This window comes from Cellulomonas sp. PS-H5 (genome assembly GCF_019265565.1).
In the GTDB taxonomy this organism is placed as follows: Bacteria; Actinomycetota; Actinomycetes; order Actinomycetales; family Cellulomonadaceae; genus Cellulomonas.
Genome location: NZ_JAHVCI010000009.1, coordinates 1 through 21918, shown reverse-complemented (window position 1 = coordinate 21918; position 21918 = coordinate 1). Strand labels below are relative to the sequence as shown.

Annotated in this window: 20 protein-coding genes; 17 read left to right on the top strand and 3 right to left on the bottom strand. The window is 75.6% G+C overall.

Annotated features, from left to right (window positions below):
* Window positions 1-21: 21 nt before the first annotated feature.
* From J5O08_RS05765 to J5O08_RS05740, 6 genes are all read left to right on the top strand, one after another.
* On the top strand, window positions 22-1230 hold the full coding sequence (locus J5O08_RS05765; RefSeq protein ID WP_217615603.1) for an amidohydrolase family protein: 1209 nt from the start codon (window positions 22-24) through the stop codon (window positions 1228-1230).
* 21 nt (window positions 1231-1251) lie between these two features.
* On the top strand, window positions 1252-2016 hold the full coding sequence (locus J5O08_RS05760) for a hypothetical protein (RefSeq protein ID WP_218705935.1): 765 nt from the start codon (window positions 1252-1254) through the stop codon (window positions 2014-2016).
* An 81-nt stretch (window positions 2017-2097) separates the two neighbouring features.
* Entirely contained in the window at window positions 2098-3291 is a 1194-nt protein-coding gene (locus tag J5O08_RS05755) for an FAD-dependent oxidoreductase (RefSeq protein ID WP_308281403.1), read from the top strand.
* A gap of 137 nt (window positions 3292-3428) precedes the next feature.
* Window positions 3429-4235, top strand: coding sequence for a protein phosphatase 2C domain-containing protein (locus J5O08_RS05750; RefSeq protein ID WP_308281402.1), 807 nt, complete (start codon window positions 3429-3431; stop codon window positions 4233-4235).
* A 105-nt stretch (window positions 4236-4340) separates the two neighbouring features.
* Complete coding sequence (locus J5O08_RS05745; RefSeq protein ID WP_218705934.1) at window positions 4341-4976, top strand: ClpP family protease; 636 nt, start codon at window positions 4341-4343, stop codon at window positions 4974-4976.
* Window positions 4976-5590: a ClpP family protease gene (locus tag J5O08_RS05740; RefSeq protein ID WP_218705933.1), complete on the top strand. Its 615-nt coding sequence runs from the start codon at window positions 4976-4978 to the stop codon at window positions 5588-5590. Before J5O08_RS05745 ends, J5O08_RS05740 begins: the two co-directional genes overlap by 1 nt.
* Window positions 5591-5676: 86 nt before the next feature.
* Here the strand turns inward: J5O08_RS05740 and J5O08_RS05735 are convergent, their stop codons facing one another.
* The gene (locus J5O08_RS05735) at window positions 5677-6135 is read right to left on the bottom strand and encodes a helix-turn-helix domain-containing protein (RefSeq protein ID WP_218705932.1); all 459 of its coding nucleotides are present in this window, start codon (window positions 6133-6135) and stop codon (window positions 5677-5679) included.
* Between the two features lie 204 nt (window positions 6136-6339).
* Here J5O08_RS05735 and J5O08_RS05730 point away from each other — a divergent pair, with 204 nt between their 5' ends.
* The 3 genes from J5O08_RS05730 to J5O08_RS05720 all read left to right on the top strand — a co-directional run bounded on the left by J5O08_RS05730 (window position 6340) and on the right by J5O08_RS05720 (window position 9384).
* On the top strand, window positions 6340-7236 hold the full coding sequence (locus J5O08_RS05730) for an LLM class F420-dependent oxidoreductase (protein ID WP_218705931.1): 897 nt from the start codon (window positions 6340-6342) through the stop codon (window positions 7234-7236).
* A 68-nt stretch (window positions 7237-7304) separates the two neighbouring features.
* The gene (locus tag J5O08_RS05725; RefSeq protein WP_218705930.1) at window positions 7305-7685 is read left to right on the top strand and encodes a VOC family protein; all 381 of its coding nucleotides are present in this window, start codon (window positions 7305-7307) and stop codon (window positions 7683-7685) included.
* A 61-nt stretch (window positions 7686-7746) separates the two neighbouring features.
* Window positions 7747-9384, top strand: a complete 1638-nt coding sequence (locus J5O08_RS05720; protein WP_218705929.1) for a SpoIIE family protein phosphatase — start codon at window positions 7747-7749, stop codon at window positions 9382-9384.
* A gap of 7 nt (window positions 9385-9391) precedes the next feature.
* Here the strand turns inward: J5O08_RS05720 and J5O08_RS05715 are convergent, their stop codons facing one another.
* Window positions 9392-11017, bottom strand: a complete 1626-nt coding sequence (locus J5O08_RS05715) for an endo-1,4-beta-xylanase (RefSeq protein WP_218705928.1) — start codon at window positions 11015-11017, stop codon at window positions 9392-9394.
* Window positions 11018-11142: 125 nt separating this feature from the next.
* On the opposite strand from J5O08_RS05715, the gene J5O08_RS05710 reads away from it, so the two are divergent.
* The 3 genes from J5O08_RS05710 (at window position 11143) to J5O08_RS05700 (ending at window position 13778) form a co-directional block, all read left to right on the top strand.
* Window positions 11143-11940 (top strand): endonuclease/exonuclease/phosphatase family protein, encoded by a 798-nt coding sequence (locus J5O08_RS05710; protein WP_255589375.1) that lies wholly within the window; start codon window positions 11143-11145, stop codon window positions 11938-11940.
* Window positions 11937-12737 carry a M15 family metallopeptidase gene (locus J5O08_RS21555; protein ID WP_218705926.1) on the top strand — a complete coding sequence of 267 codons (801 nt, stop codon included), beginning with the start codon at window positions 11937-11939 and terminating at the stop codon, window positions 12735-12737. Before J5O08_RS05710 ends, J5O08_RS21555 begins: the two co-directional genes overlap by 4 nt.
* 111 nt (window positions 12738-12848) lie before the next feature.
* The gene (locus J5O08_RS05700) at window positions 12849-13778 is read left to right on the top strand and encodes a universal stress protein (protein WP_218705925.1); all 930 of its coding nucleotides are present in this window, start codon (window positions 12849-12851) and stop codon (window positions 13776-13778) included.
* 43 nt (window positions 13779-13821) lie between these two features.
* On the opposite strand, the gene J5O08_RS05695 is transcribed toward J5O08_RS05700, so the two are convergent.
* Window positions 13822-14844, bottom strand: coding sequence for a LacI family DNA-binding transcriptional regulator (locus J5O08_RS05695; RefSeq protein WP_217615616.1), 1023 nt, complete (start codon window positions 14842-14844; stop codon window positions 13822-13824).
* Between the two features lie 179 nt (window positions 14845-15023).
* Here J5O08_RS05695 and J5O08_RS05690 point away from each other — a divergent pair, with 179 nt between their 5' ends.
* The 5 genes from J5O08_RS05690 (at window position 15024) to J5O08_RS05670 (ending at window position 21889) form a co-directional block, all read left to right on the top strand.
* Complete coding sequence (locus J5O08_RS05690) at window positions 15024-15953, top strand: carbohydrate ABC transporter permease (RefSeq protein WP_371300479.1); 930 nt, start codon at window positions 15024-15026, stop codon at window positions 15951-15953.
* Window positions 15954-15955: 2 nt separating this feature from the next.
* On the top strand, window positions 15956-16879 hold the full coding sequence (locus J5O08_RS05685) for a carbohydrate ABC transporter permease (protein WP_218705923.1): 924 nt from the start codon (window positions 15956-15958) through the stop codon (window positions 16877-16879).
* A 55-nt stretch (window positions 16880-16934) separates the two neighbouring features.
* Complete coding sequence (locus tag J5O08_RS05680) at window positions 16935-18251, top strand: sugar ABC transporter substrate-binding protein (protein WP_218705921.1); 1317 nt, start codon at window positions 16935-16937, stop codon at window positions 18249-18251.
* A gap of 115 nt (window positions 18252-18366) precedes the next feature.
* Complete coding sequence (locus tag J5O08_RS05675; RefSeq protein WP_218705919.1) at window positions 18367-20133, top strand: beta-galactosidase family protein; 1767 nt, start codon at window positions 18367-18369, stop codon at window positions 20131-20133.
* 127 nt (window positions 20134-20260) lie between these two features.
* Window positions 20261-21889, top strand: a complete 1629-nt coding sequence (locus J5O08_RS05670; RefSeq protein WP_218705917.1) for a diguanylate cyclase domain-containing protein — start codon at window positions 20261-20263, stop codon at window positions 21887-21889.
* Window positions 21890-21918: the final 29 nt, after the last annotated feature.

The window sequence follows — 21918 nt, the reverse complement described above, 5'->3', positions numbered from 1 at the left end:
ACCACCCGCGAAGGACCCGCCATGACCGACAGCACCCACGAGAACGTCCTCGACGGCCTCCCGCTCTGGGACGGCGAGCGCGAGGTCGGCCCGGCCCGGCTGACCTGGTCCGGCGACGAGATCCTCGCGGTGGAGGAGGCGCCGGCCCGGCACGCGGACCTCAGCGTGGTCCCGGGGCTCGTGGACACGCACGTGCACCTCGGCTACCCGGCGGGCGCGCCCGCGAAGGACCCGTCCGCGTGGCCGATCCTCACCCCGCCGGAGGAGCGGTCGCTGCACGTCGCCGCGAACGCGCTGCGCTGCGCCCGCGCGGGTGTCACCACGCTGCGCGACCTGGCCGCGGACTCGATCCAGCTCGCCGTGGGCCGCGCGTTCGACGCGGGCGTCCTGACGGGGCCGCGCCTGCTGTCGCACGGCCAGGTCGGCATGACCGCCGGCCACGGCGACCTGTTCGTGCCGCCGCACTACCCGCACCGGCCGCCGACCGCCGACAGCCCCGACGAGTGCCGCAAGCTGGTCCGCGTCTGGGCCCGGTCGGGCGCCGCGGGCGTGAAGATCTACACCTCCGGCGGCGTGCTCTCGATGGGGGACAAGGTCGGCTGGCGCAACCAGACCACCGAGGAGATCCGCACCACGGTGGACGAGGCGCACGCCCTCGGCCTGCTGGTCGCCGCGCACACGCACTCGGTGGAGGGGCTCGACATCGCGCTCGCCGAGGGCGTCGACTCGATCGAGCACGGCACCGCGATCGCCGAGCACCACCTCGCCGCGCTGGTCGAGCGGGACCTGCCGGTCGCGCCGACGCTGCTGATCAACGACATCATCGCGGAGGCCCGCCGGCCGGTGTCCGCGGAGGCGCAGGCCAAGGCCCGCGACGTCGTCGCGCTGCGGGACGCCGGGTTCGCCCGCGCCGCGGAGGCGGGGGTGCGGTTCGTGCTCGGCACGGACGCCTCGGGGCAGTTCGTCGGCTTCGGGGACCAGATGGAGGAGGTCCGCACGATGGCGGCGATGTTCGGCTGGACGCCCGCGCGGGCGCTCGCCGCCGCCACCTCGGACGCGGCCGACGCGATCCGGTTGGGGTCGGTCACGGGCCGGCTCCGCCCGGGGCTCGGCAGCGACTTCGTCGTGCTGCGCGGTCGCCCGTGGGAGGACGTCGACGCGCTGCGGGTGGAGAACATCGTGGCCGTGGTGTCGCGCGGGCGGGTCGTCGCCGGCGCGCTGCCGGACTGACCCCCGGGCAGGATGGCGCGCATGCCGATCCGACCTGGCGCCCGCACGCGCGCCGTCGCCCTCCTCGCCCTGCCGCTCCTGCTGCTCGCGGGGTGCGGGACGCCGGACGGGCCGGAGCCCGGGCCGGAGGCCGCCACGTCGGCGGCGCCCGCCCCGAGCGCGACCCCGACCCCCGCGCCCAGCCCCACGCCGTCGACCGGGCCCGAGCGTCCGCTGCTCAACGCCGGCACGGTCGCCGAGGGCGCGCCGGCCACCGTCTCCGGCGAGGGGCCGGCGCGGATCGCCGTCGTCCGGGACGGCGACTTCGGCGTCGTGGCGCAGCTCGACTGCGCCGCCTGCACCGGCGACGTCGTGCTCACCTCCGACGGCCGCATGTCGCCCTGGGGCGCGGGCCCGGCGCCGCTCACCGGGACGTACCTGGTCGACGTGCTCGAGGGCACGGACGCCAAGCAGGGCTTCCTGCTGGACGCGGCCGGCCCCTGGACGCTCACGTTCTCGAGCTGGAACGAGCTTCCGGTGCTGACCGGGCCGCAGCAGGGGACCGGCGCCACGGTGCTGCTGCTCGGCGACACCGCGAGCGGCGCCCGGATCGACTACACCCCGGCGGGGCCGGACGACTCGCTGCTGGCCCGGGTCGTGTCGGCGGTCGACGTCGACCCCGCCACCGGCCCGGCGTCGCTGGTGCTCGGCGGGGACGAGGCGCTGAGCGAGACGGCAGAGGTGGCGCTGCCCGGCGTCGTGGCGCTGAGCACCAACGGGACGTGGACGGTCACGCCGCTGCCGTGAGGCCCGGGCGCGCCCGGGGGTGGCGTCCTGCGACCCGCCGCGCCAGGCTGGGCCGCGAGGACGCGACCTTCAGGAGGAACGGTGCGGGACAGCTACGACTACGTCGTCGTCGGTGCCGGGATGGCGGGCGACGCCGCGGCGCACGGGATCCGCGAGGTCGACCCGGGCGGGACGGTCCTGGTGATCGGCCGCGAGCCGACCGCGCCGGTGACCCGGCCCGCCCTGACCAAGAAGCTCTGGACGGACCCGGAGTTCGCGTTCGACGAGGTGTGGCTGCCGACCGCGGAGGAGACGGGCGCGGAGCTGCTGCTCGGCGAGGCGGTGGTCGCCGTCGACACCGCGGCGCGCACCGTGACGACGGACGCCGACGTCACGGTCGGCTACGGCGCGCTGCTGCTCGCGACCAGCGGGCACCCGCGCCGGCTGCCGGGGGTCGAGGACTCCGGCCGGGTCATCTACTTCCGCACCGTGCGCGACTACGAGCGGCTGCGCGACCTCGCCGGCGGCGGCCGGCACGTCGTCGTGGTCGGCGGCGGCTACATCGGCACCGAGCTCGCCGCGGCCCTGGTGCAGAACGACACCCGGGTCACCCTGGTGTTCACCCAGGACGTGCTCACCGGCTCGACGTTCCCGGCCGCGCTGGCGCGGAAGGTCGAGCGCCGGTACGCCGACGCGGGCGTGACGCTGCTGCGCGGCGCGAAGGTCACCTCGACGGAGTCCGGGCCGGACGGGGTGGTCGTCACCCTGGACGACGGGCGGACGCTGGAGGCGGACGGCGTGGTCGTCGGCGCCGGCCTGGAGATCGAGACCGACCTCGCGCGCGCCGCGGGCCTGGAGGTCGACGACGGCGTGGTGGTGGACGACCGGCTGCGGACGTCCGACCCGCACGTGTGGGCCGCCGGCGACGTCGCGCAGTACCCGGACCGCCTCCTGGGTCGCCGCCGCGTCGAGCACGTGGACAACGCCACCACGATGGGCCGGCAGGCGGGCCGCAACCTGGCGGGCGCCGACGAGCCGTACGACCACACCCCGTTCTTCTACTCCGACCTGTTCGAGCTCGGCTACGAGGCGGTCGGCCGGCTGGATGCGTCGCTCGAGACCGTCGAGGACTGGCACGACGACGACCTCGGCGCAGGCGTCGTCTACTACCTCGACGGCGGCCGGGTGGTGGGCGTGCTGCTGTGGGACGTGTGGGACGCGACCGACCGCGCGCGCGAGGTGATCGCCGGGCAGACCGACGTCCGGCCGGAGGCGCTGCGGGGGCTGATCGGCTGACGCCGGCGCGCTCCGCGGGGTGCTGCCACCCCGGTGGCGCGGCCGCGAGGCGCGTCCGGGCGCACCCGGCTGCGCACGTGCGCCCGGACGTGGCATCGTGGGGTCACGAGGTGCCCGATCCCCCTGGAGGTGCCGCAGTGCCGCTCACCCTCGACGCCGCCCTGCGCTCGGTCGCGGGCGAGCACCGGCCGCACAACGAGGACTCGGCCGGCTGCGCGCCGGGGTACGCGTTCGTCGCGGACGGGGTCGGCGGGCACGCGGGCGGCGACGTCGCGTCCTGGACCGTCGCGCACCGGCTCATGGCGGCGCTGGCGGCCTCCGGCGCGGACCGGTTCACCGCCGAGGACCTGCGCGCCGCGGTGGCGACCGCGAACGCCGACCTCGCGGAGCGGGTGCGCGCGGACCCGTCGCTGGAGGGCATGGCGACGACCTTCACCGGCGTGTTCTGCGCGGACGAGGCCGTCCGCGTGATGCACATCGGCGACTCGCGCGCGTACCTGTGGCGCGACGGCGAGGGGCGCCGGGTGACGCGGGACGACTCGCTGGTGCAGCTGCTCGTCGAGGCCGGGGTCATCGACGCCTCCGAGGCGGCGCACCACCCGCGGCGCAACGTGATCCTGCACTGCCTGGCCGGCGACGCCGAGGACGCCGCGCACGTCACGGTGCTCGAGGTCGACGCGCGGCCGGGGGACCGGTGGCTGATGTCCACCGACGGGCTGACGGACTACGTGTCCGAGGAGCGGGTGCTCGCGCTGCTCGGCACCCCGGGCGGTCCCGAGGCCGTGGCCGAGGCGCTCGTCGGCGAGGCCCTGGACGCGGACGCGTGGGACAACGTCACCGTCGTGGTGGCGGACGTCGTGGCCGCGGGAGAGGCGCCGGCGGACGGGCGGTCGCGCCTGGCCGGGGCCGCCGCCGACGACCGGCTGCCGGCCGCCGCGGGCTGACCTCCGTCTGCTCCCGGCAGACGGCGTCTGCCCAGGGCAGACCCGGGGCCGCCGGGGGCGTGCGCGGTGCGAGCGTGCGGGGACCAGCCCACCGAGGAGGCCCGCATGTCACCCGTCCCCGTCCCGCCCACCGCCCGCGCCGAGGCCCCGCCCGCCCGCGCGTTCGACGACGACCTCGCCGCCCGGCTGCTGCACCAGCGGATCGTCGTGCTCGGCCAGGAGGTCGACGACGCCGTCGCCAACCGGGTCTGCGCCCAGCTGCTCCTGCTGTCCGCCGAGGACCCGCGGCGCGACATCGCGCTGTACATCAACTCGCCCGGCGGCTCGGTCACCGCCGCCATGGCGATGTACGACACGATGCGGCTGATCCCGAACGACGTCGCGACGCTCGCGATGGGGCTCGCGGCGAGCGCCGGGCAGTTCCTGCTCAGCGCCGGCACCCCGGGCAAGCGGAACGTCATGCGGCACGCCCGCGTCCTCATGCACCAGCCGTCCGGGGGCATCGGCGGCACCGCCGTCGACATCGCGATCCAGGCGCAGAACCTGGCGCACACTAAGCGGACGATGCAGGCGCTGATCGCCGAGCACACCGGTCAGGCCGTCGAGACGATCGAGCGCGACTCCGACCGGGACCGCTGGTTCACCGCCGAGGAGGCCCTGGCCTACGGGTTCGTGGACCGCGTGGTCGAGCACCTGGACGACGTCCGCCCGGACGCCGCGCAGCGACGGGCGGGCCTCTGATGGCCGGGACCTACACCGTGCCGGTGGTCGTCGAGCAGCGGCCGAACGGCGAGCGCGCGTCCGACGTGTTCTCCCGGCTGCTGAGCGACCGGATCGTGTTCGTCGGGACCGAGATCGACGACGGCGTGGCGAACGTGGTCGTCGCCCAGCTGCTGCACCTGCAGTCCGAGGACCCGGACCAGCCGATCCACCTCTACCTGAACTCGCCGGGCGGGTCGGTCACGGCCCTGCTCGCCATCTACGACACCATGCGGTACGTCCGGCCGGACGTGGCGACGTACTGCCTCGGGCAGGCGGCGTCCGCGGCGGCGGTGCTGCTCGCGGCCGGGGCGCCCGGTCAGCGGCACGTGCTCGAGCACGCGCGGGTGCTGCTGCACCAGCCGTCGGGCGGGGCGCAGGGGACCGCGGCGGACCTGGAGCTGCAGGCGGCCGAGATCCTCCGGCTGCGCGGGCAGGTCGACGAGATCCTCGCCGCCCACACCGGGCGGTCGCGCGAGCAGCTGCGGGCCGACACCGACCGGGACCTGGTGCTGACGGCGCACCAGGCGGTGGCGTACGGGATCGCGGACACGGTGATCACCACCCTCAAGCCGCCGCACCCCTCACCAGCCTGACTGCAGCGCCGGCCGAGGTCGAGCGTTTCCGCCGAGGTCGAGGGTCTCCCGTCGCGTGCCGGCCGGAAACCCTCGACCTCGGCGGTTCAGGCGGCGAGGAGGAGCGCCGTGCGCGAGGGAGGGCGGGTGGTGGGGAGCGGGGTGACGGGGGAGCGGGGGGCGTGCCCGGCGCCCGGGGCGGTCGCCAGGTCGACGACCACCCGGCCCTCCGCGCGGGCCAGCACGGCGTGCGCGTCGCCCACCAGGTCGACCAGCCGCAGCCCCAGCGCCCGGCACACGGCGCCCAGCACCTCGGAGGACGCCTCCTTGCGGCCGCGCTCGACCTCGGAGAGGTACGGCACCGACACCCGGGCGGCGTCCGCGACGTCGCGCAGGGTGCGGCCCTGGCGCTCGCGGTGCCGGCGGAGCACGGCGCCGACGAGGACGCGCAGCGGCGGCTCCGGGCGGGCGGCGACGGGGTCGGTGGGCCCGGCGGGCCGGGCGGGCCCGGTGCGCCCGCGAGGCGTGGCGGGGGCGGCGGGCGGTGCGGCGGCGACGTGCGGCATGGGCGGACCTCCTCGGTCCCCGCCACGCTAGCGCCGCGACCCCCGCCGCGGCCGGGCGCGCCGTTCTGCCCTCAGCAGACGCCGCGGGACGCGCCCCGGCCGCCCGGGCGTCCGGCCCTCTTGACTTCGAGCGCGCTCCAAGCGGCATCGTCCGAGGGGCCGGCGCGGTCCGCGCGCCCGGCACGACCCCCCGGAGGAGCCACCATGCGCCTGGGCGCCCACCTCATGCGGTTCGACGCGGTCGAGCCCGCCCGGCTCGGTCCCGAGCTCGCCGACACGGCCGAGGCGGCGGAGGACGCCGGCCTGGCCTGGCTGTCGGTGATGGACCACTTCTTCCAGATGGAGCCCGCGGGCTTCCCCGCGAGCGACCCGATGCTGGAGGCGTACACGACGCTCGGCATGCTGGCCGGCCGTACGGAGACGGTGCAGCTCGGCGCGCTCGTCACGGGCGTGACCTACCGGCACCCCGGCCTGCTCGCGAAGATCGTCGCCACCCTGGACGTGCTGTCCCAGGGCCGTGCGACGCTCGGCATCGGCGCCGCGTGGTACGAGAAGGAGCACGTGGCGCTGGGGGTGCCCTACCCGCCGCTGAAGGAGCGGTTCGAGCGGCTCGAGGAGACGCTGCGGATCTGCCGGCAGATGTGGGACCCCGAGGACGAGGGCCCGTTCGAGGGCGAGCACTACCGGCTCGCGGAGACGCTGTGCCGCCCCCTGCCGCTCAGCCGGCCCGGGCGCGGCCCCGAGATCCTCGTGGGCGGGTCGGGGGAGCGCAAGACCCTGCGGCTCGTCGCGCAGTACGGCGACGCGTGCAACCTGTTCGAGACCGGCCCGGTCGAGGTCGGCCGCAAGCTGGACGTGCTGCGCGGGCACTGCGAGGACGTCGGCAGGGACTACGCGGACATCCGGGTGACGCTGCTGATGGGCGGCGACCAGCTGCTGTCCGGGGACGTCGACGGGTTCGTCGCGGCGGCGCGCCCGTACGCCGACCTCGGCGTCGAGACGGTCATCCTGCGCCCGCCGGCCGAGGTGCCGCTGGCGACCTGGGTCCGGGACCACGTGGCGCCGGCAGTGCCGCGGGTGGCGGAGCTGGGCGCGCGCTGAGCGGCGTGGGCCGCCCGCGGTCCGCTCCCGACGTGCGGCGGGGCCCGACCTGACCCCACGATGGGCGCATGCAGGGGCGGGCCGACGACGGCTGGTGGGGTGTGGTGCTCGACGCGCCGGAGCCGTGCGCGCTCGCGGCGTTCTACGCGGAGGTGCTGGGCTGGCAGGTCGTCGGCGACGACCCGGACCACGCGGTCGTCGCGGCACCGTCCGGCGTGGCGTACCTCGCGGTGCAGCGCAGCCCCGACCACCAGCCGCCGGTGTGGCCCGCCGAGGACGGGCGCCAGCGGCGCCAGCTGCACCTGGACGTCGAGGTGCTGGACCTGGAGGAGGCGGTCGCGGGCGCGCTGCGGCTCGGTGCGCGCCTCGCCGGGCACCAGCCGCAGCCGTCGCGCCGCGTGCTGCTGGACCCGGCCGGCCACCCGTTCTGCCTCTACCGGGACGGCTGACCCGCGCGGACCGCCCGCCGTCACCCGGCGGCGGGGGTCGGCGGCGCGTAGGGTCACCCCCGTGCGATCCCCCTGGTTCCTCCGCATCACCGCCGGCAGCGCGACCGGCCTGGTGGCGCGCGAGGTGGACTGGGCGGCGACGCCGCTGGGCGTGCCGAGCACGTGGCCCGCGGCGCTGCGGCTGACCGTGGAGATGTGCTTCAACACGCGGTTCCCGGTGCTGGTCACCTGGGGTCCCGAGCTGACGATGATCTACAACGACGGCTACCGGGAGATGCTCGGCTCCGACAAGCACCCCGGGGCGATGGGGTCCCCGCTGGCCGAGGTGTGGAAGGAGATCTGGGACGACCTGCTGCCCTCGGTCGAGGCCGTGATGGTGCGGGGCGAACCCACCTGGACGGTGGACCAGCACCTCGTCATGCACCGCTCGGGCTACGACGAGGACACGTACTTCACGTACTCGTACTCGCCGATCCGCGACGCGTCGGACGAGGTGCGGGGCCTGCTCGACATCGCGACCGAGACGACCGAACGGGTGGTCGAGCAGCGCCGCATGCGCCTGCTCGGCGACCTGACGGTGGCCCTCACCGCGGCGCGCGACGACCTGGACTCGCTGGCGTCCCGGACGCTCGGGCTGCTCGAGGGCGCACCCGACGTGCTGGCCTCGGCGCTGTACGTCCGGGACGACGGCGGTGCCCTGCGGCTCCGGGGGAGCGCCGGGGCCTCGCGCGGCTCGACGGTCCCCGACCAGGTCGTCGAGCAGGTGGCCCGGACCGGCACGGCCGAGGAACGGGGTCGCACGGTCGTCGTCCCGCTCGCGGGGGTCGTCGACGCGACGCCCGTCGGCGTCATGGTGCTGACCGGCACCGGCCGGCGGCCGTGGGACGACGCGTACCGGTCGTTCCTCGCGCTGCTCGCGAGCACCGTCGGCGAGGCGGTCGCGGGCACCCTCCGGCACCAGAGCGAGGTGGACCACCTGCGCGAGGTCAGCGACACGCTGCAGGCCGCGATCGTGCCCGAGGGGTCCAGCGTCGCCGGCGTGGTCGCCCGCTACCTCCCCGCCGTCGGCGACCTGGCCGTCGGCGGCGACTGGTACGACGTGGTCGAGCTGGGCCCGGGGCGCCGCGCGCTCGTCGTCGGCGACTGCGTGGGCCACGGCCTCGACGCGGCCGCGCGGATGGGCCAGCTGCGCGCCGCCACCCGAGCCCTGCTGCTCGAGGACCGCAGCCCCGCCGACGTGCTGGACGGCCTCGACCGGTTCGCGCGCACCCTGCCCGGGGCGGAGTGCACCACGGTGTTCTGCGGCGTCGTCGACGAGGTGGAGCACACGGTCGTGCACTCGTCGGCCGGGCACCTGCCGCCCGTGCTGCGCCGGGCCGCGGGCGGGGCGGAGATGCTGGTCGGGGGACGCGGCGCGGCGCTCGGCATCTCGACCGCCCCGCGCCCGGAGGCCGTCGAGCGGCTGACGGACGGCGACCTGCTGGTCGTGTGCACGGACGGCCTGATCGAGCGGCGCCGCGAGACGCTCCGCACCGGGCTGGACCGGCTGGTGGCGGAGGTGGCGGCCCAGCCCGCCGACGCGCCCACGGCGTCCGTGGCCGACGACCTGATCCGCGCGCTCGCCCCGCACGGCGCGGAGGACGACGTGGCGCTGGTGGTCTACCGCGCCGGCGCGGTCGCCGCGGACGACCTGACCTGACCGGGCGTCAGCCCGCGCCCAGCCCCTCCAGGAACCCCTCGTAGGCGGGCTTCGCCTGGAGGTCGTCGTCGAACAGCAGCGGCGCCTCGTACGGCCGCTCCTCGGGCCAGGCCCGCAGCCACGACCGGGTGTCGTACAGCCCCCAGACGCCGACGAACGCCAGGTCGCGCTGCGCGAAGGCCGCGGCCAGGTCGCGCACCTGCCCCCGCTGGGCCTCCAGCCGGTCCGGCGGCGTCCGGTCCAGCTGCTCGTCGCGCCCCGAGATCGCGACGTCCAGCTCGGTCACGGCCTGCCGCACTCCGAGCGCCGCGACAGCGTCGAGGGTCGTGGCGACCCGGTCGACGTCGGTGTCCAGGTCGACGTGCATCTGGTGCCCGACGCCGTCGACCGGCGCGCCCGCGGCCTGCAGGTCCATCACGAGCCGCACCAGGCCGCGGCGGCGGTCGGGGGCATCCGTGTCGTAGTCGTTGAGGTACAGCGCGACGTCCGGGCCCAGCTCCTCGCGGGCGATCCGGAACGCCTCGGCCACGTAGTCCGGGCCGAGCACCTCGTACCACCGGCTGTGCCGCAGTCCGTCCGGCTGCTGCGGGTCGAGCGCCTCGTTGACGACGTCCCAGGACGTGACGGGGCTCGCGTCGCCGTACCGCTCGGCCAGGTGGTCGGCGACGGCGCGCGTGTGCGTGCGCAGCCGGTCGAGCAGCAGCGCGCGGTCCTCGGCGCTGCCGGTGAGCGCGCGGCCGTCCGGGGCCTCGAAGAACCAGTCCGGCGTCGACCGGTGCCAGACCAGCGTGTGGCCGTGCACCGTCAGCCCGTGGGCGGCGGCGAAGTCCAGCACCTCGTCCATGGGCCCGAAGTCGAACTCGCCCTCCGTCGGCTGCACCGTGACCGGCTTCATGGCGTTCTCGGGGGTGAGCTGGTCGAAGTGCCGGAGCAGCAGCTCGGCGGGGCGGCCGGTGAGGTCCTGCGGCCCGACCGCGACGCCCAGCGGCACCTGTGTCGCGTCCTTCAGGGCGGTCACGTCGGTCTGCACCTCCGGGGTCGGGCGCTGCACGGTGACGTCGTCCAGCCGCAGGTCGGCGGTCGACTCGGTGGTCTCGACGTACAGCCGCCACTCGCCGTCGCCCTCGGGGACCTGGGCGGTGCCGGACACCTCGACCCAGTCGCCGGCGGAGGCGGCGGCCCGCGCGACGTGCAGGTAGAGGGGGTCCTCGCTCCCCGGGTCGCGCTCGAGGGTGAGCTGCACGTCCGCGTCCGGCGCGCCGTCGCCGAGCCGGACCCAGGCCGAGACGGTGTGCACCTGGCCGCGGGCCACCGACCCCGACAGGTCGACCGCCGCGCCGTGCCAGGCCTCCGACCGGCCGGTGACCAGCAGGCTGCCCGCGCCGTCGTGCGTGACGTCCTGGGCGGCGGCGACCTGCACGCCGTCGCCCAGCGGGGCCCAGCCCTCGTCGCCCTCGTCGAAGCTGCTGGACAGCACGGTGGTCATGGCCTCGGCCGGCGGGGTGCTCGCGGGCGCGGTCGGGGCGGGGGAGTCGTCGGCGCGGTCGTCGTCCCGGACCAGCAGCACCACCACGAGCAGCACGAGGACGAGGACGACGGCGCCGGTGCCGAGCAGCAGGGCGGGTCGGCGCACGCGGGTGCCTCTCGTCCGGGGATCGGGGGAGGCCCCACGGTAGGCACGCCGGCACCCGGGAGGCCAGTCCCGCAGGTGGGCGCGCGCGTCGGCGCGCCGGTCCCTACGCTGGCGGCGTGCGGGCCATGACGTGGAACGTGTGGTGGCGCTTCGGGGGCGCGTGGCGGGAGCGGGAGCCCGCCGTCCTCGGCGTGCTCGCGGACGCCCGCCCCGACGTGCTCGCGCTGGTGGAGACCTGGCGGGACGCCGACGGCACGCAGGCCGACCTGGTCGCCGAGCGCCTCGGCCTGCCCGCCGCGGTGTTCGTGCCGACGGGGCTGCCGCCGGTCCCGGACGCCCCCGAGCCCGACCTGGCCGGCGTCGAGATGGGCATCGCCCTGGTCGCGCGGTGGCCCCCGCTCGCGACCCGGAACGTGCCGCTGCCCGCGACCCAGCGCCCCGGGCCGCCGGCGCACGTCCTGCACGCCACGCTCGACCACCCCGCGGGGCCGCTGCACGTCCTGGTGGCGACGCTCGAGTGGGAGCCGCGGTACGCCGAGGACCGGATGGCGCAGGCCTGGGCGCTCGCGGACCTCGCGGCGGACGCCGAGCTGGACGGCGACCTGCCGGTGCTGGTGCTCGGCGACCTCAACGCGCGGCCGGACGGCCCGCAGATGGCGGCGCTGACCCGGCAGCTCGCGGACCTGTGGCCGCTCGGGGGCGGCGACCCGGCCGCGGCGACCCTGAGCTCGGTCGTGCCGGAGGCGCCGCTGGAGGTGGTCGAGCTGATCGACCAGCGGATCGACCACGTGCTCGCCCGGCCCGGCCGCCCCGGCGGGACGCTGCGCGCGGACGGGGCCCGGCTCGCGGGGACCGCGCCCGTGGGCGGGCGGTACCCCTCGGACCACTTCGCGGTGGTCGTGGACGTGGAGCTGACGTCGTGAGGCGGGGACGTCCGGCGGGGCTCGCGGCCGTGCTGCTGCTGGCCGCCGCCGCGTGCACGCCGGGCGGGGACCCGGCGCCGTCCCCGGGGCGGAGCCCGGCGGGGGAGTCCGCCGCGCAGGCCGCCCAGCCCGAGCCCGCGCCCGCCGCCGACCCCGCGCCCGCCGCGGTCCTCGCCCCCGACGCCGCGTGGGCCGACCACGGCGCGGTGGCGGCCGACGCCTACGCCCTCGGGTACGCGGGTACCGTCGGCCCCATCACGCCCGAGCTGGCGGCCCGGATGCAGCCCTCCTGGCGTGCGGGCTGCCCGGTGCCGCTGGCCGACCTGCGGTACGTCACGGTCACCTACCGCGGGTTCGACGGCGCGACGGCGACGGGGGAGCTCGTCGTGCACGCGGACGTCGCGGACAGCGTGGTGGCGGTGTTCGGCGAGCTGTTCGCCCTGGGCTACCCGGTCCGCTCGATGCGGCTGGTCGACGACTTCGGCGGCGACGACGACGCCTCGATGGCGGCGGACAACACCTCGGCGTTCAACTGCCGGCCGATCAGCCGGGGCACCGGCTGGTCCGAGCACGCCTACGGCCGGGCGATCGACCTGAACCCGGTCGAGAACCCGTACGTGCGCGGGTCGCTGGTGCTCCCGCCGGAGGGCGTCCCGTACGCGTCGCGGCCCGACGCCCCGGGCGTGGTGCACGCGGACGACGCGGTGGTGCGGGCGTTCGCGGCGCACGGCTGGCGGTGGGGCGGGGACTGGTCGTCGCCGATCGACTACCAGCACTTCTCGACGACCGGCCGCTGACCTGCGCGCGCGCCCGGGCGGCCCCGCCCGAGGGACCAAGGGCCTGGCGTGTCCGGGGCGTCGAGGCGCATGGTGGACGGATCCGGCGTCAGCTGGACGGAGGTGCGGGAGATGGACGACAGGGTGGTCGTCGGCTACGACACGTCGGTCGAGTCGGCCGCGGCGGTCCGGTGGGCCGCGGCGCAGGCGGCGAGCCGCGGCTGGGAGCTCGACGTGGTGCACGTCTGGGGCTTCGCGGGCCGCGAGGGCGGCGGGGCCGGCGAGTCGTGGCTCGGTCGCGAGGTCCAGGAGCAGGTGCGGCAGATCGCCGAGGAGGGCGCGCGGATCGCCCTCGAGGCGGCCCCCGGCGTGGACGCCCGGCCCGAGGTGCGGCACGGGCCGCCCGCGCGGGTGCTGGTCGAGCGGGCCGCCGACGCCCGGCTGGTCGTGGTCGGCCGGCGCGGCGCGGGCGTGGTGAACGCCCTGATCGGGTCGGCCGCGACGGGCGTGCTGCACCGGGCGCGGTGCCCGGTGGTGGTGGTGCCCGCGTCCGCGCACGCCGGCGCGGGCCGCGACCCGGTGCTGGTCGGCTTCGACGGGTCCCCGGGCTCGTTCCGCGCGCTCGAGGCCGGGTGCGACCAGGCGGCCCACCTCGGCACCGGCGTGAGCGTCGTGACGGCGTGGACCACGGCGGTCGAGACGACCAGCCCGGCGTACTGGGCGTTCACCTACCCCCAGCGCTCGCCCGGCGAGGTGGCGCTCGAGGAGGCAGAGCGCGTGCTGGAGCGCGGCCGGTCGTGGGCGGCGTCCCGGCGGGACGTCGAGGTGGCGTTCGACCTGGCCGAGGGGCGGCCGGCGCAGGCGCTGGTGCGGCGCTCGCGGCACGCGAGCCTGCTGGTGGTGGGCACGCGCGGGCGCGGCGGGTTCGCCAGCCTGGTGCTCGGGTCGACCAGCCGCCCGGTGGTGCAGCGCGCCGAGTGCCCGGTGCTGGTCACGCGCAGCGCGGAGGCGGTGCCGGAGTCCCGCCCGCCGCGGCCGGAGCGCGCGACGGCGTCGGCCTGACGGCCCGCGGGGGCGGACCCGGCGGCGCGGGGGGACGCGCGGCTCAGGCCCGCGGCGCGCCGGTGCTCGCCCGCACCACGAGCCGGGTGGGCACCACGATCCGCGAGTCGGTCAGCGTCTCGCGGTCCCGGATCTGCCGGACCAGCAGGTCGATGAGGCGGCTGCCGATCTGGTGGAAGTCCTGCTGCACGGTGGTGAGCGGCGGCCAGAGGAACTCGGCGAGCGGGATGTCGTCGAACCCGACGACGGACAGGTCGTCCGGGACCCGGCGCCCGCGCTCGTAGAGCGCGCGGACGACGCCGGCGGCCATCTCGTCGTTGGCGCAGAACACGGCGGTGGCGTCGGGGTCGTCGGCCAGCCGCCGCCCCAGCTCGTAGCCGGACCGTGCCGTCCAGTCGCCGACGAGCACCTCCGGGACGGGGCGCCCGGAGCCGACCAGGTGCTCGCGCCACGCGGCGGCGCGCATCTGCGCGGGGGCCGAGTCCTCCGGCCCCGCCACGTGGTGCACCGTGCGGTGCCCGAGGTCGAGCAGGTGCTGCACGGCGAGGTGCGTCCCGGTGACCTGGTCCGCGCCGACCGCCGGGTGGTGCCCGACGAACCGCGAGTCGGACACCGCGACCGGCATCCGCGGCGGCAGCGCGAGCGTGACCGGGGTGGCGGTCTCGGCCCGGATGATGACCAGGCCGTCGATCGACTGGTGCGACAGCCGGGCCACGGCGTCGGTGACGTCGGCCGACCCGGGGGTGCGCACGTCGACCAGGCTGACGGTGTACCCCTCGGCCCGCGCGGCCTCGACGACGGCCTCGACCGTCCGGGACTCGCCGGTGCGGGCGAGGCGGTGCGCGATCAGGCCGAGGGTGCCGAACGAGCCGTACCGCAGCGCGCGCGCCGCGTGGTTGGGGGAGTAGCCGAGCTCGTCCATCGCCGCGAGCACCCGCTCGCGGGTCTCCGGCCGGACGTTCTCCGCGCCGGTCGACACGCGCGAGACGGTCTGCGAGGAGACGCCGGCGAGCTGCGCGACGTCGGCGATCGACGGGCCCGGGCGGCCGCGCGCGGCGACGGTCATGTCGCAGACCCTAGCGCGTGTTCACGTCACCATCGACGAAATGGTGACGTCACCATTTCGTGACCTCCGAGGGCGCCGCTTCCGTTGACGCGCGCGGCGACCCCGTGGCACCGTGAGCGGGCGCACCGGATGTTGACGTCAACATCGGAGGCGCAACGACCCCGAAGGAGTGGCTCGTCGTGACGCAGACCGTCCCCCCGCCCGTCGTGGCGGACCTCCCGGCCCGGCCCGGACGCCGTCCGGCCCGCCGCGGCCGGTGGACCGGCTGGGGCTTCGTCGGCCCGTTCATGGCCGTGTTCGCGCTGGTGTTCCTCGCGCCCATCGCGTACTCGATCTACCTCAGCCTGTTCCGCAAGCAGCTCGTCGGGGGCAACGCCTTCGTCGGCGTCGAGAACTACCAGCGCGCGTTCGCCGACCCGGCGTTCTGGTCGGCGCTCGGGCGCGTGACCCTGTTCCTCGCGGTGCAGGTGCCGATCATGCTCGGCATCGCGCTGCTGGTGGCGCTCGCGATCGACAGCGGCCGGCTCTACGGCAAGAGCTTCTTCCGCATCTCGATCTTCATGCCGTACGCGGTGCCCGCGGTGGTCGCCACGCTCATGTGGGGCTTCATGTACGGCACCCGGTTCGGCCTGGTCGGGAACATCAACGACGCGTTCGGGGTCTCGCTGCCCAACCCGCTGTCGCCCGACCTGGTGCTGCTGTCGATCGGCAACATCGTGACCTGGAGCTTCGTGGGCTACAACATGCTGATCTTCTACTCGGCGCTCCGGGTGGTGCCGGCCTCGCTCTACGAGGCCGCGGCCATCGACGGGGCGGGGCAGTGGCGGGTGATCCGCGCGATCAAGCTCCCCGCGATCCGCGGCGCCCTGGTCATCGCCACGATCTTCTCGATCATCGGCTCGTTCCAGCTGTTCAACGAGCCGAGCATCCTGCAGAAGCTCGCGCCCAACGCGATCACGACGAGCTTCACGCCGAACATGTACGCCTACTCGCTGTCCTTCTCCGGCCAGCAGTACAACTACTCGGCCACCGTCGCGATCATCATGGGCGTCGTCACGATGGTCGTCGCCTACGCCGTCCAGCTCCGCGGCATGCGGAAGGAGGCGTGACGATGACGACCACCACCGCTCCCACGCCGGCCCGTCCCGTGGCCGGCCCGAAGCTCCGCACCCGCCGCGGCCACAGCGTCGACAAGCCGCGCCGCAGCGTCCTGCTCACGGTGCTCACCACCGTCGTCGGCCTGTACGCCGTCGTCCCGCTGGCCTGGCTGGTCATCAACGCGACCAAGGCGCAGGAGGACCTGTTCGGCTCGTTCGGCCTGTGGTTCGCCGGCGACTTCTCGCTGCTGTCGAACATCGCCGACACCCTCACCTACAACGACGGCATCTTCGTCCGCTGGCTCGGCAACACGCTGCTCTACGTGGTCGTCGGCGCCGGCGGCGCCACCGCGCTGGCGGTGCTCGGCGGCTACGGCCTGGCCAAGTTCACGTTCCCCGGCAAGCGCGCCGTGTTCGCGATCGTGATCGGGGCGGTCGCGGTGCCCGGCACCGCGCTCGCCGTGCCGACGTTCCTGATGTTCAGCCAGATGGGCCTGACCAACACCCCGTGGGCCGTCATCATCCCGTCGCTGATCTCGCCGTTCGGCCTCTACCTCATGTGGACGTTCGCGGCCGAGGCGATCCCGACCGAGCTCCTGGAGGCCGCCCGCGTCGACGGCGCCAGCGAGGTGCGCACCTTCGCGCAGATCTGCCTGCCGCTGCTCGGCCCCGGCATCGTCACGGTGCTGCTGTTCACGATGGTCGCGACCTGGAACAACTACTTCCTGCCGCTGATCATGCTCAAGGACCCGGACTGGTACCCGCTCACCGTCGGCCTGAACTCGTGGAACGCCCAGGCGGCGACCTCGGGCGGCCAGGCGATCTTCAACCTCGTGATCACGGGCTCCGTCCTCACGATCGTGCCGCTCATCGCCGCGTTCCTGCTGCTGCAGCGGTTCTGGCAGTCGGGCCTCGCGTCCGGCTCCGTCAAGGAATGACCCCTCCCGCACGACCCAGCACCACCCATCTCACGACGACGTGGAAGGACACCCCATGACCGCAGGTACCCGCCGGACGCTGGTGCGCACCGTCGCGCTGGCCGGCGCGCTCTCCCTCGGCCTCGCCGCCTGCAGCTCCGGCGGCGACGGCGGCGGCTCGGACGACGCCTCGGGCGGCGGCTCGACGACGCTCACGATCTGGGCGTGGGAGACCTCGCTGACGGACGTGGTCGCCGACTTCCAGGCCGACCACCCCGACGTGACGGTCGACCTGGTCAACGCCGGCACCGGCAACGACCAGTACACCGCGCTGCAGAACGCGATCGCGGCCGGCTCGGGCGTCCCGGACGTCGCGCAGATCGAGTACTACGCCGTGCCGCAGTTCGCGATCGGCGAGTCGCTGCTCGACCTCACCGAGTACGGCGCCGACGACCTGGACGGCACCTTCAGCCCCGGGCCGTGGAACGCGGTGCACCAGGGCGACGGCATCTACAACCTGCCGATGGACTCCGGCCCGATGGCGCTGTTCTACAACAAGGCCGTCTTCGACCGGCTCGGCGTCGCCGTGCCGACCACGTGGGACGAGTACCTCGCGGCCGCGCGCGCCCTGCACGCCGCCGACCCGAGCGTCTACATCGCCTCCGACACCGGCGACGCCGGCTCGGCGACCTCGATGATCTGGCAGGCCGGCGGTCACCCGTACACCGTCGACGGCACGGACGTGACCATCGACTTCACGGACGAGGGCACGCAGAAGTACACCGACCTGTGGCAGCAGATGATCGACGAGGGCCTGCTCTCCGACATCAGCGGCTGGACCGACGAGTGGTACCAGGGCCTCGGCAACGGCACCCTCGCGACCCTCGTCGTCGGCGCGTGGATGCCCGCCAACCTGGAGTCCGGCGTCGCGCAGGCGTCCGGCGACTGGCGCGTCGCGCCCATGCCGCAGTGGGAGGCCGGCGACTCCGTGACGGCCGAGAACGGCGGCTCCGGCCTGTCGATCCCGGCGGGCACGCAGAACGCCGAGCTCGCCTACGAGTTCCTGCAGTACGCCACCGCCGGCGACGGCGTGCAGACCCGGATCGACGCGGGCGCCTTCCCGGCCACCGTCGCCGACCTGGAGTCGGACGAGTTCCTCAACAAGGAGTTCCCGTACTTCGGCGGCCAGAAGGCCAACGAGATCCTCGCGCAGTCCGCGGCCGACGTGGCCGAGGGCTGGCAGTACCTGCCGTTCCAGGTCTACGCGAACAGCATCTTCAACGACACGGCCGGCCAGGCCTACGTGTCGGGGACGACGCTGCAGGACGGCCTGCTCGACTGGCAGGACAAGTCGATCGCGTACGGCAACGAGCAGGGCTTCACGGTCGACTGACGCCCTCGGCCGGGCCGGCGGCGCGGCGCACGACGCCCGCCGCCGGCCCGGCACCGGCCACCGCCCCGCCCGGCCACCGCGCCCCACCCACGACACCCCGGGAGCACCGCCCAGCATGCCCACGTTCGAGATCGGCGACACCGACTTCCTGCTCGACGGCCGCCCGCACCAGGTGGTCTCCGGTGCGCTGCACTACTTCCGGGTGCACCCCGAGCAGTGGGCGGACCGCATCCGCAAGGCCCGGCTGATGGGGCTCAACACCATCGAGACCTACGTGGCGTGGAACTTCCACGCCCCCGAGCGCGGGCGGTTCGACCTCGACGGCCCGCGTGACCTGGGCCGGTTCCTCGACCTGGTCGCCGCCGAGGGGATGCACGCGATCGTGCGTCCCGGCCCGTACATCTGCGCCGAGTGGGACAACGGCGGTCTGCCCGCGTGGCTGCTCGCGGATCCGGAGGTCGGCGTCCGCCGGCACGAGCCGCGCTACCTCGCCGCCATCGCGCAGTACTACGACCAGCTGCTCCCGCTCGTCGCCGAGCGCCAGGTCACCCGGGGCGGTCCCGTGATCGCGGTCCAGGTGGAGAACGAGTACGGCGCCTACGGCGACGACCACGACTACCTGCGCGCGCTGATCGCGATGAACCGGGAGCGCGGGATCGAGGTCCCGCTGCTGAGCTGCGACCAGGCCGACGACGAGATGCAGGCCCGCGGCAGCGTCCCGGAGCTGCACCGCACGGTCACCTTCGGCACCCGCGCCAAGGAGCGTCTCGAGCTGCTCCGCCGGCACCAGCCGACCGGCCCGCTCATGTGCATGGAGTTCTGGGACGGCTGGTTCGACTGGTGGGGCGAGCCGCACCACGTGGCCCCGGCCGAGATGAACGCGCAGGACCTGGACGACCTGCTGGCGCTGGGCGCGTCCGTGAACCTCTACATGTTCCACGGCGGGACGAACTTCGGGTTCACCGGCGGCGCCAACGACAAGCACACGTACCAGCCGATCACCACGTCGTACGACTACGACGCTCCGCTCGCGGAGCACGGCGCGGTCACCGCCAAGTGGCACGCGATGCGCGACGTCATCTCCCGGTACGCGCCCGTGCCGGACGAGCTGCCCGCCGACCCGGCGCCGGCGCCGGAGCTCGCGGTCGACCTCGACCGCCGGGTCCCGTTCGCCGCGGCGCTGCCCGTGCTCGGCGAGCCCGCGGCGTGGGACCACCTGCCGACCACCGACGAGCTCGGCCACTGGACCGGGTTCACGCTCTACCGCACCCGGGTCACCGCGGACGACCGCGCGCTCACGTTCACCGAGGTCCGGGACCGCGCGCTGGTCGCCCTCGACGGCGAGCCGGTCGGCGTCCTGAGCCGGACCGAGCACAGCCGCACGCTCGCGCTGCCCGCCCGGGCCGGCGAGCTCACCCTGCTGGTCGAGGACCAGGGCCGCGTCAACTACGGCCCGCGGATCGGCGAGCCCAAGGGGCTCATCGGGCCCGCGCGCACGGCGACCCGCGAGCTGACCGACTGGGCGGTGACGCCGATGCAGCTGGACGGCGTCGAGCCGGCGATGGCCGACCTGCTGGCCGCCGCGCCCGCCGCCGACGCCGCGGTGCCGGTCGCCGGCCCGGCGTTCCTGCGCGGCACCTTCGACACCGTCGCGGGCGCCGACCACTTCCTGCGCACGGACGGCTGGGGCAAGGGCCTGGTGTGGGTGAACGGCTTCCTGCTCGGCCGGTACTGGAGCGCGGGCCCGACCGCGACGCTGTACGTGCCAGGGCCGCTGCTGCGCGCCGCCGGCAACGAGCTCGTGGTCCTCGAGCTGCACGGCGCCGCGGAGGCGCGGGTGACGTTCGTCCCCGGTCCCGACCTCGGCTCCTCGGAGGTCTGAGAAGTCACCCGCCCGCGATCGCGGTCCACCCGGTCGGCGCCTCAGATGACCTGCGAGGACGCCGATGACACGAGCAGGTCCCCGGCGCGCTCGCCGGGGCGGCGCGTGCAACAGCGAGGATCGGGACGTGGACGGCGCAGGGCAGCAGGAGTGGGAGGCCGACGAGGGCGCCCGGGTGCTGCGCGGGGCCCTGGCGGCGCTGACCCGGGACGGCTCGTTCCCGCTCGACGGCCTCACGCCCCGGTCGCCCGCGTCGGCGGCCGAGGGCGCCGGGCGGGTCCCGGGGCTGCCACGCCGGCGGCGCCGCGTGGAGGCGGGCGGGGCGCCGGCCCCCGAGGACCTGCCCGCGCTGATGGCGCGGCAGTCCCAGCGGCTGCGGCAGCTCGAGACGCTCATCGAGGCGGCGCCGGTCGGCATCGGCCTGGTGCAGCTCGACGGCCGCACCCCGCTCACGAACGACACCCTGCGGCAGCTGCTCGGCTACTCGACCGAGGAGTTCGCGACGATGCCGTTCGCGGACTACACCGTGCCCGAGGACCAGGCGGAGAACGACCGGCTGTTCCGCGCGATGGTCGAGGGGGACGGCGACGGCTTCGCGATGCAGAAGCGGTTCGTCCGCAAGGACGGCACGACCCTCTGGGTGGACCTGACCGTCTCGCTGGTCCGGGACGCCGACGGGCGGCCGGACTACGCCATCGGCATGGTCCAGGACATCACCGAGCGCAAGCGCCTGGCCGACGAGCTCGCCGCCGCCGAGCTGCACTACCGGCTGCTGGTCGAGCACGTCCCGGCGGTCGTCTACATCGCCGAGCCCGGGCCCGGCGGCCGGTTCGAGTACGTGAGCCCGCGGCTGGAGTGGATGCTCGGCCGCACGCCCCAGGAGTGGCTGGACGACCCGGGGGAGTGGACCCGCGCGATCCACCCGTCGGACCGCGCGATGCGGTTCCACGAGGAGGCGCTGCGCGAGGGCCTCGGCGAGGGCGGGCAGCTGCCGTCGATCACCTACCGCCTGCGGCACCGCGAGGGCTACGACGTGTGGGTGCGCGACGACGCCGTCCTGCGCCGGGACAGCGACGGCAGCCCGCGGCTGCACGGCGTGCTCGTCGACGTGACCCAGGAGAAGACGCTCGAGGAGCGCCTGGCCCACATGGTCGACCACGACGCGCTCACGGGTCTGGTCAACCGGTCGCACTTCCACCGGCTGGTGGACGAGGCGCTGGCCGGGCGGGTCGACGGGCGCCGCGGGGTCGCGGTCATGTACGTCGACCTGGACGACTTCAAGGCGGTGAACGACAGCTTCGGGCACGCCGTGGGCGACCGGGTGCTGGTCGCCGTGGCCGACCGGCTGCGCGAGCTCGTGCCGCCGTCGGGGGCCGTCGCGCGGCTGGGCGGTGACGAGTTCGCGGTGCTGGTCACGGGGACGCCCGCCGCGGTGCGGCGCGCGGTGGCGGCGGTGCAGGACATGGGTCAGGTGTCGGTGCCCGTCGGCGGGGCGTGGGCGCGGGTCAGCGCCAGCGTCGGGGCCGCGGTGGCGGACCGGGCGCACACGACCGAGAAGCTGCTGCACGACGCGGACCAGGTGATGTACGACGCCAAGCTCGGCGGAGACCGGCCGGGGCGCGGTGGCGCACGCCGCGGCGCGGCGGCCCGCCGCACCGTCGGGGAGCGCCGCGGGGCCGTCGGCGGTGCCGCGGCCGGGCGCCGGGCGGGCGACCGCGGGACCCGCGACGAGGGCGGCCGGCGCGCCGGGGGCTGAGGCGGATCCTCGAGTCCCCGGCGCGCCGG

Bases quoted from the DNA above. Each gene is read 5' to 3' on its own strand.
- J5O08_RS05765 (WP_217615603.1), top strand. From the start codon at position 22: ATGACCGACAGCACCCACGAGAACGTCCTCGACGGCCTCCCGCTCTGG.
- J5O08_RS05760 (WP_218705935.1), top strand. From the start codon at position 1,252: ATGCCGATCCGACCTGGCGCCCGCACGCGCGCCGTCGCCCTCCTCGCC.
- J5O08_RS05745 (WP_218705934.1), top strand. From the start codon at position 4,341: ATGTCACCCGTCCCCGTCCCGCCCACCGCCCGCGCCGAGGCCCCGCCC.
- J5O08_RS05740 (WP_218705933.1), top strand. From the start codon at position 4,976: ATGGCCGGGACCTACACCGTGCCGGTGGTCGTCGAGCAGCGGCCGAAC.
- J5O08_RS05735 (WP_218705932.1), bottom strand. From the start codon at position 6,135: ATGCCGCACGTCGCCGCCGCACCGCCCGCCGCCCCCGCCACGCCTCGC.
- J5O08_RS05730 (WP_218705931.1), top strand. From the start codon at position 6,340: ATGCGCCTGGGCGCCCACCTCATGCGGTTCGACGCGGTCGAGCCCGCC.
- J5O08_RS05725 (WP_218705930.1), top strand. From the start codon at position 7,305: ATGCAGGGGCGGGCCGACGACGGCTGGTGGGGTGTGGTGCTCGACGCG.
- J5O08_RS05710 (WP_255589375.1), top strand. From the start codon at position 11,143: ATGACGTGGAACGTGTGGTGGCGCTTCGGGGGCGCGTGGCGGGAGCGG.
- J5O08_RS05700 (WP_218705925.1), top strand. From the start codon at position 12,849: ATGGACGACAGGGTGGTCGTCGGCTACGACACGTCGGTCGAGTCGGCC.
- J5O08_RS05695 (WP_217615616.1), bottom strand. From the start codon at position 14,844: ATGACCGTCGCCGCGCGCGGCCGCCCGGGCCCGTCGATCGCCGACGTC.
- J5O08_RS05685 (WP_218705923.1), top strand. From the start codon at position 15,956: ATGACGACCACCACCGCTCCCACGCCGGCCCGTCCCGTGGCCGGCCCG.
- J5O08_RS05680 (WP_218705921.1), top strand. From the start codon at position 16,935: ATGACCGCAGGTACCCGCCGGACGCTGGTGCGCACCGTCGCGCTGGCC.
- J5O08_RS05675 (WP_218705919.1), top strand. From the start codon at position 18,367: ATGCCCACGTTCGAGATCGGCGACACCGACTTCCTGCTCGACGGCCGC.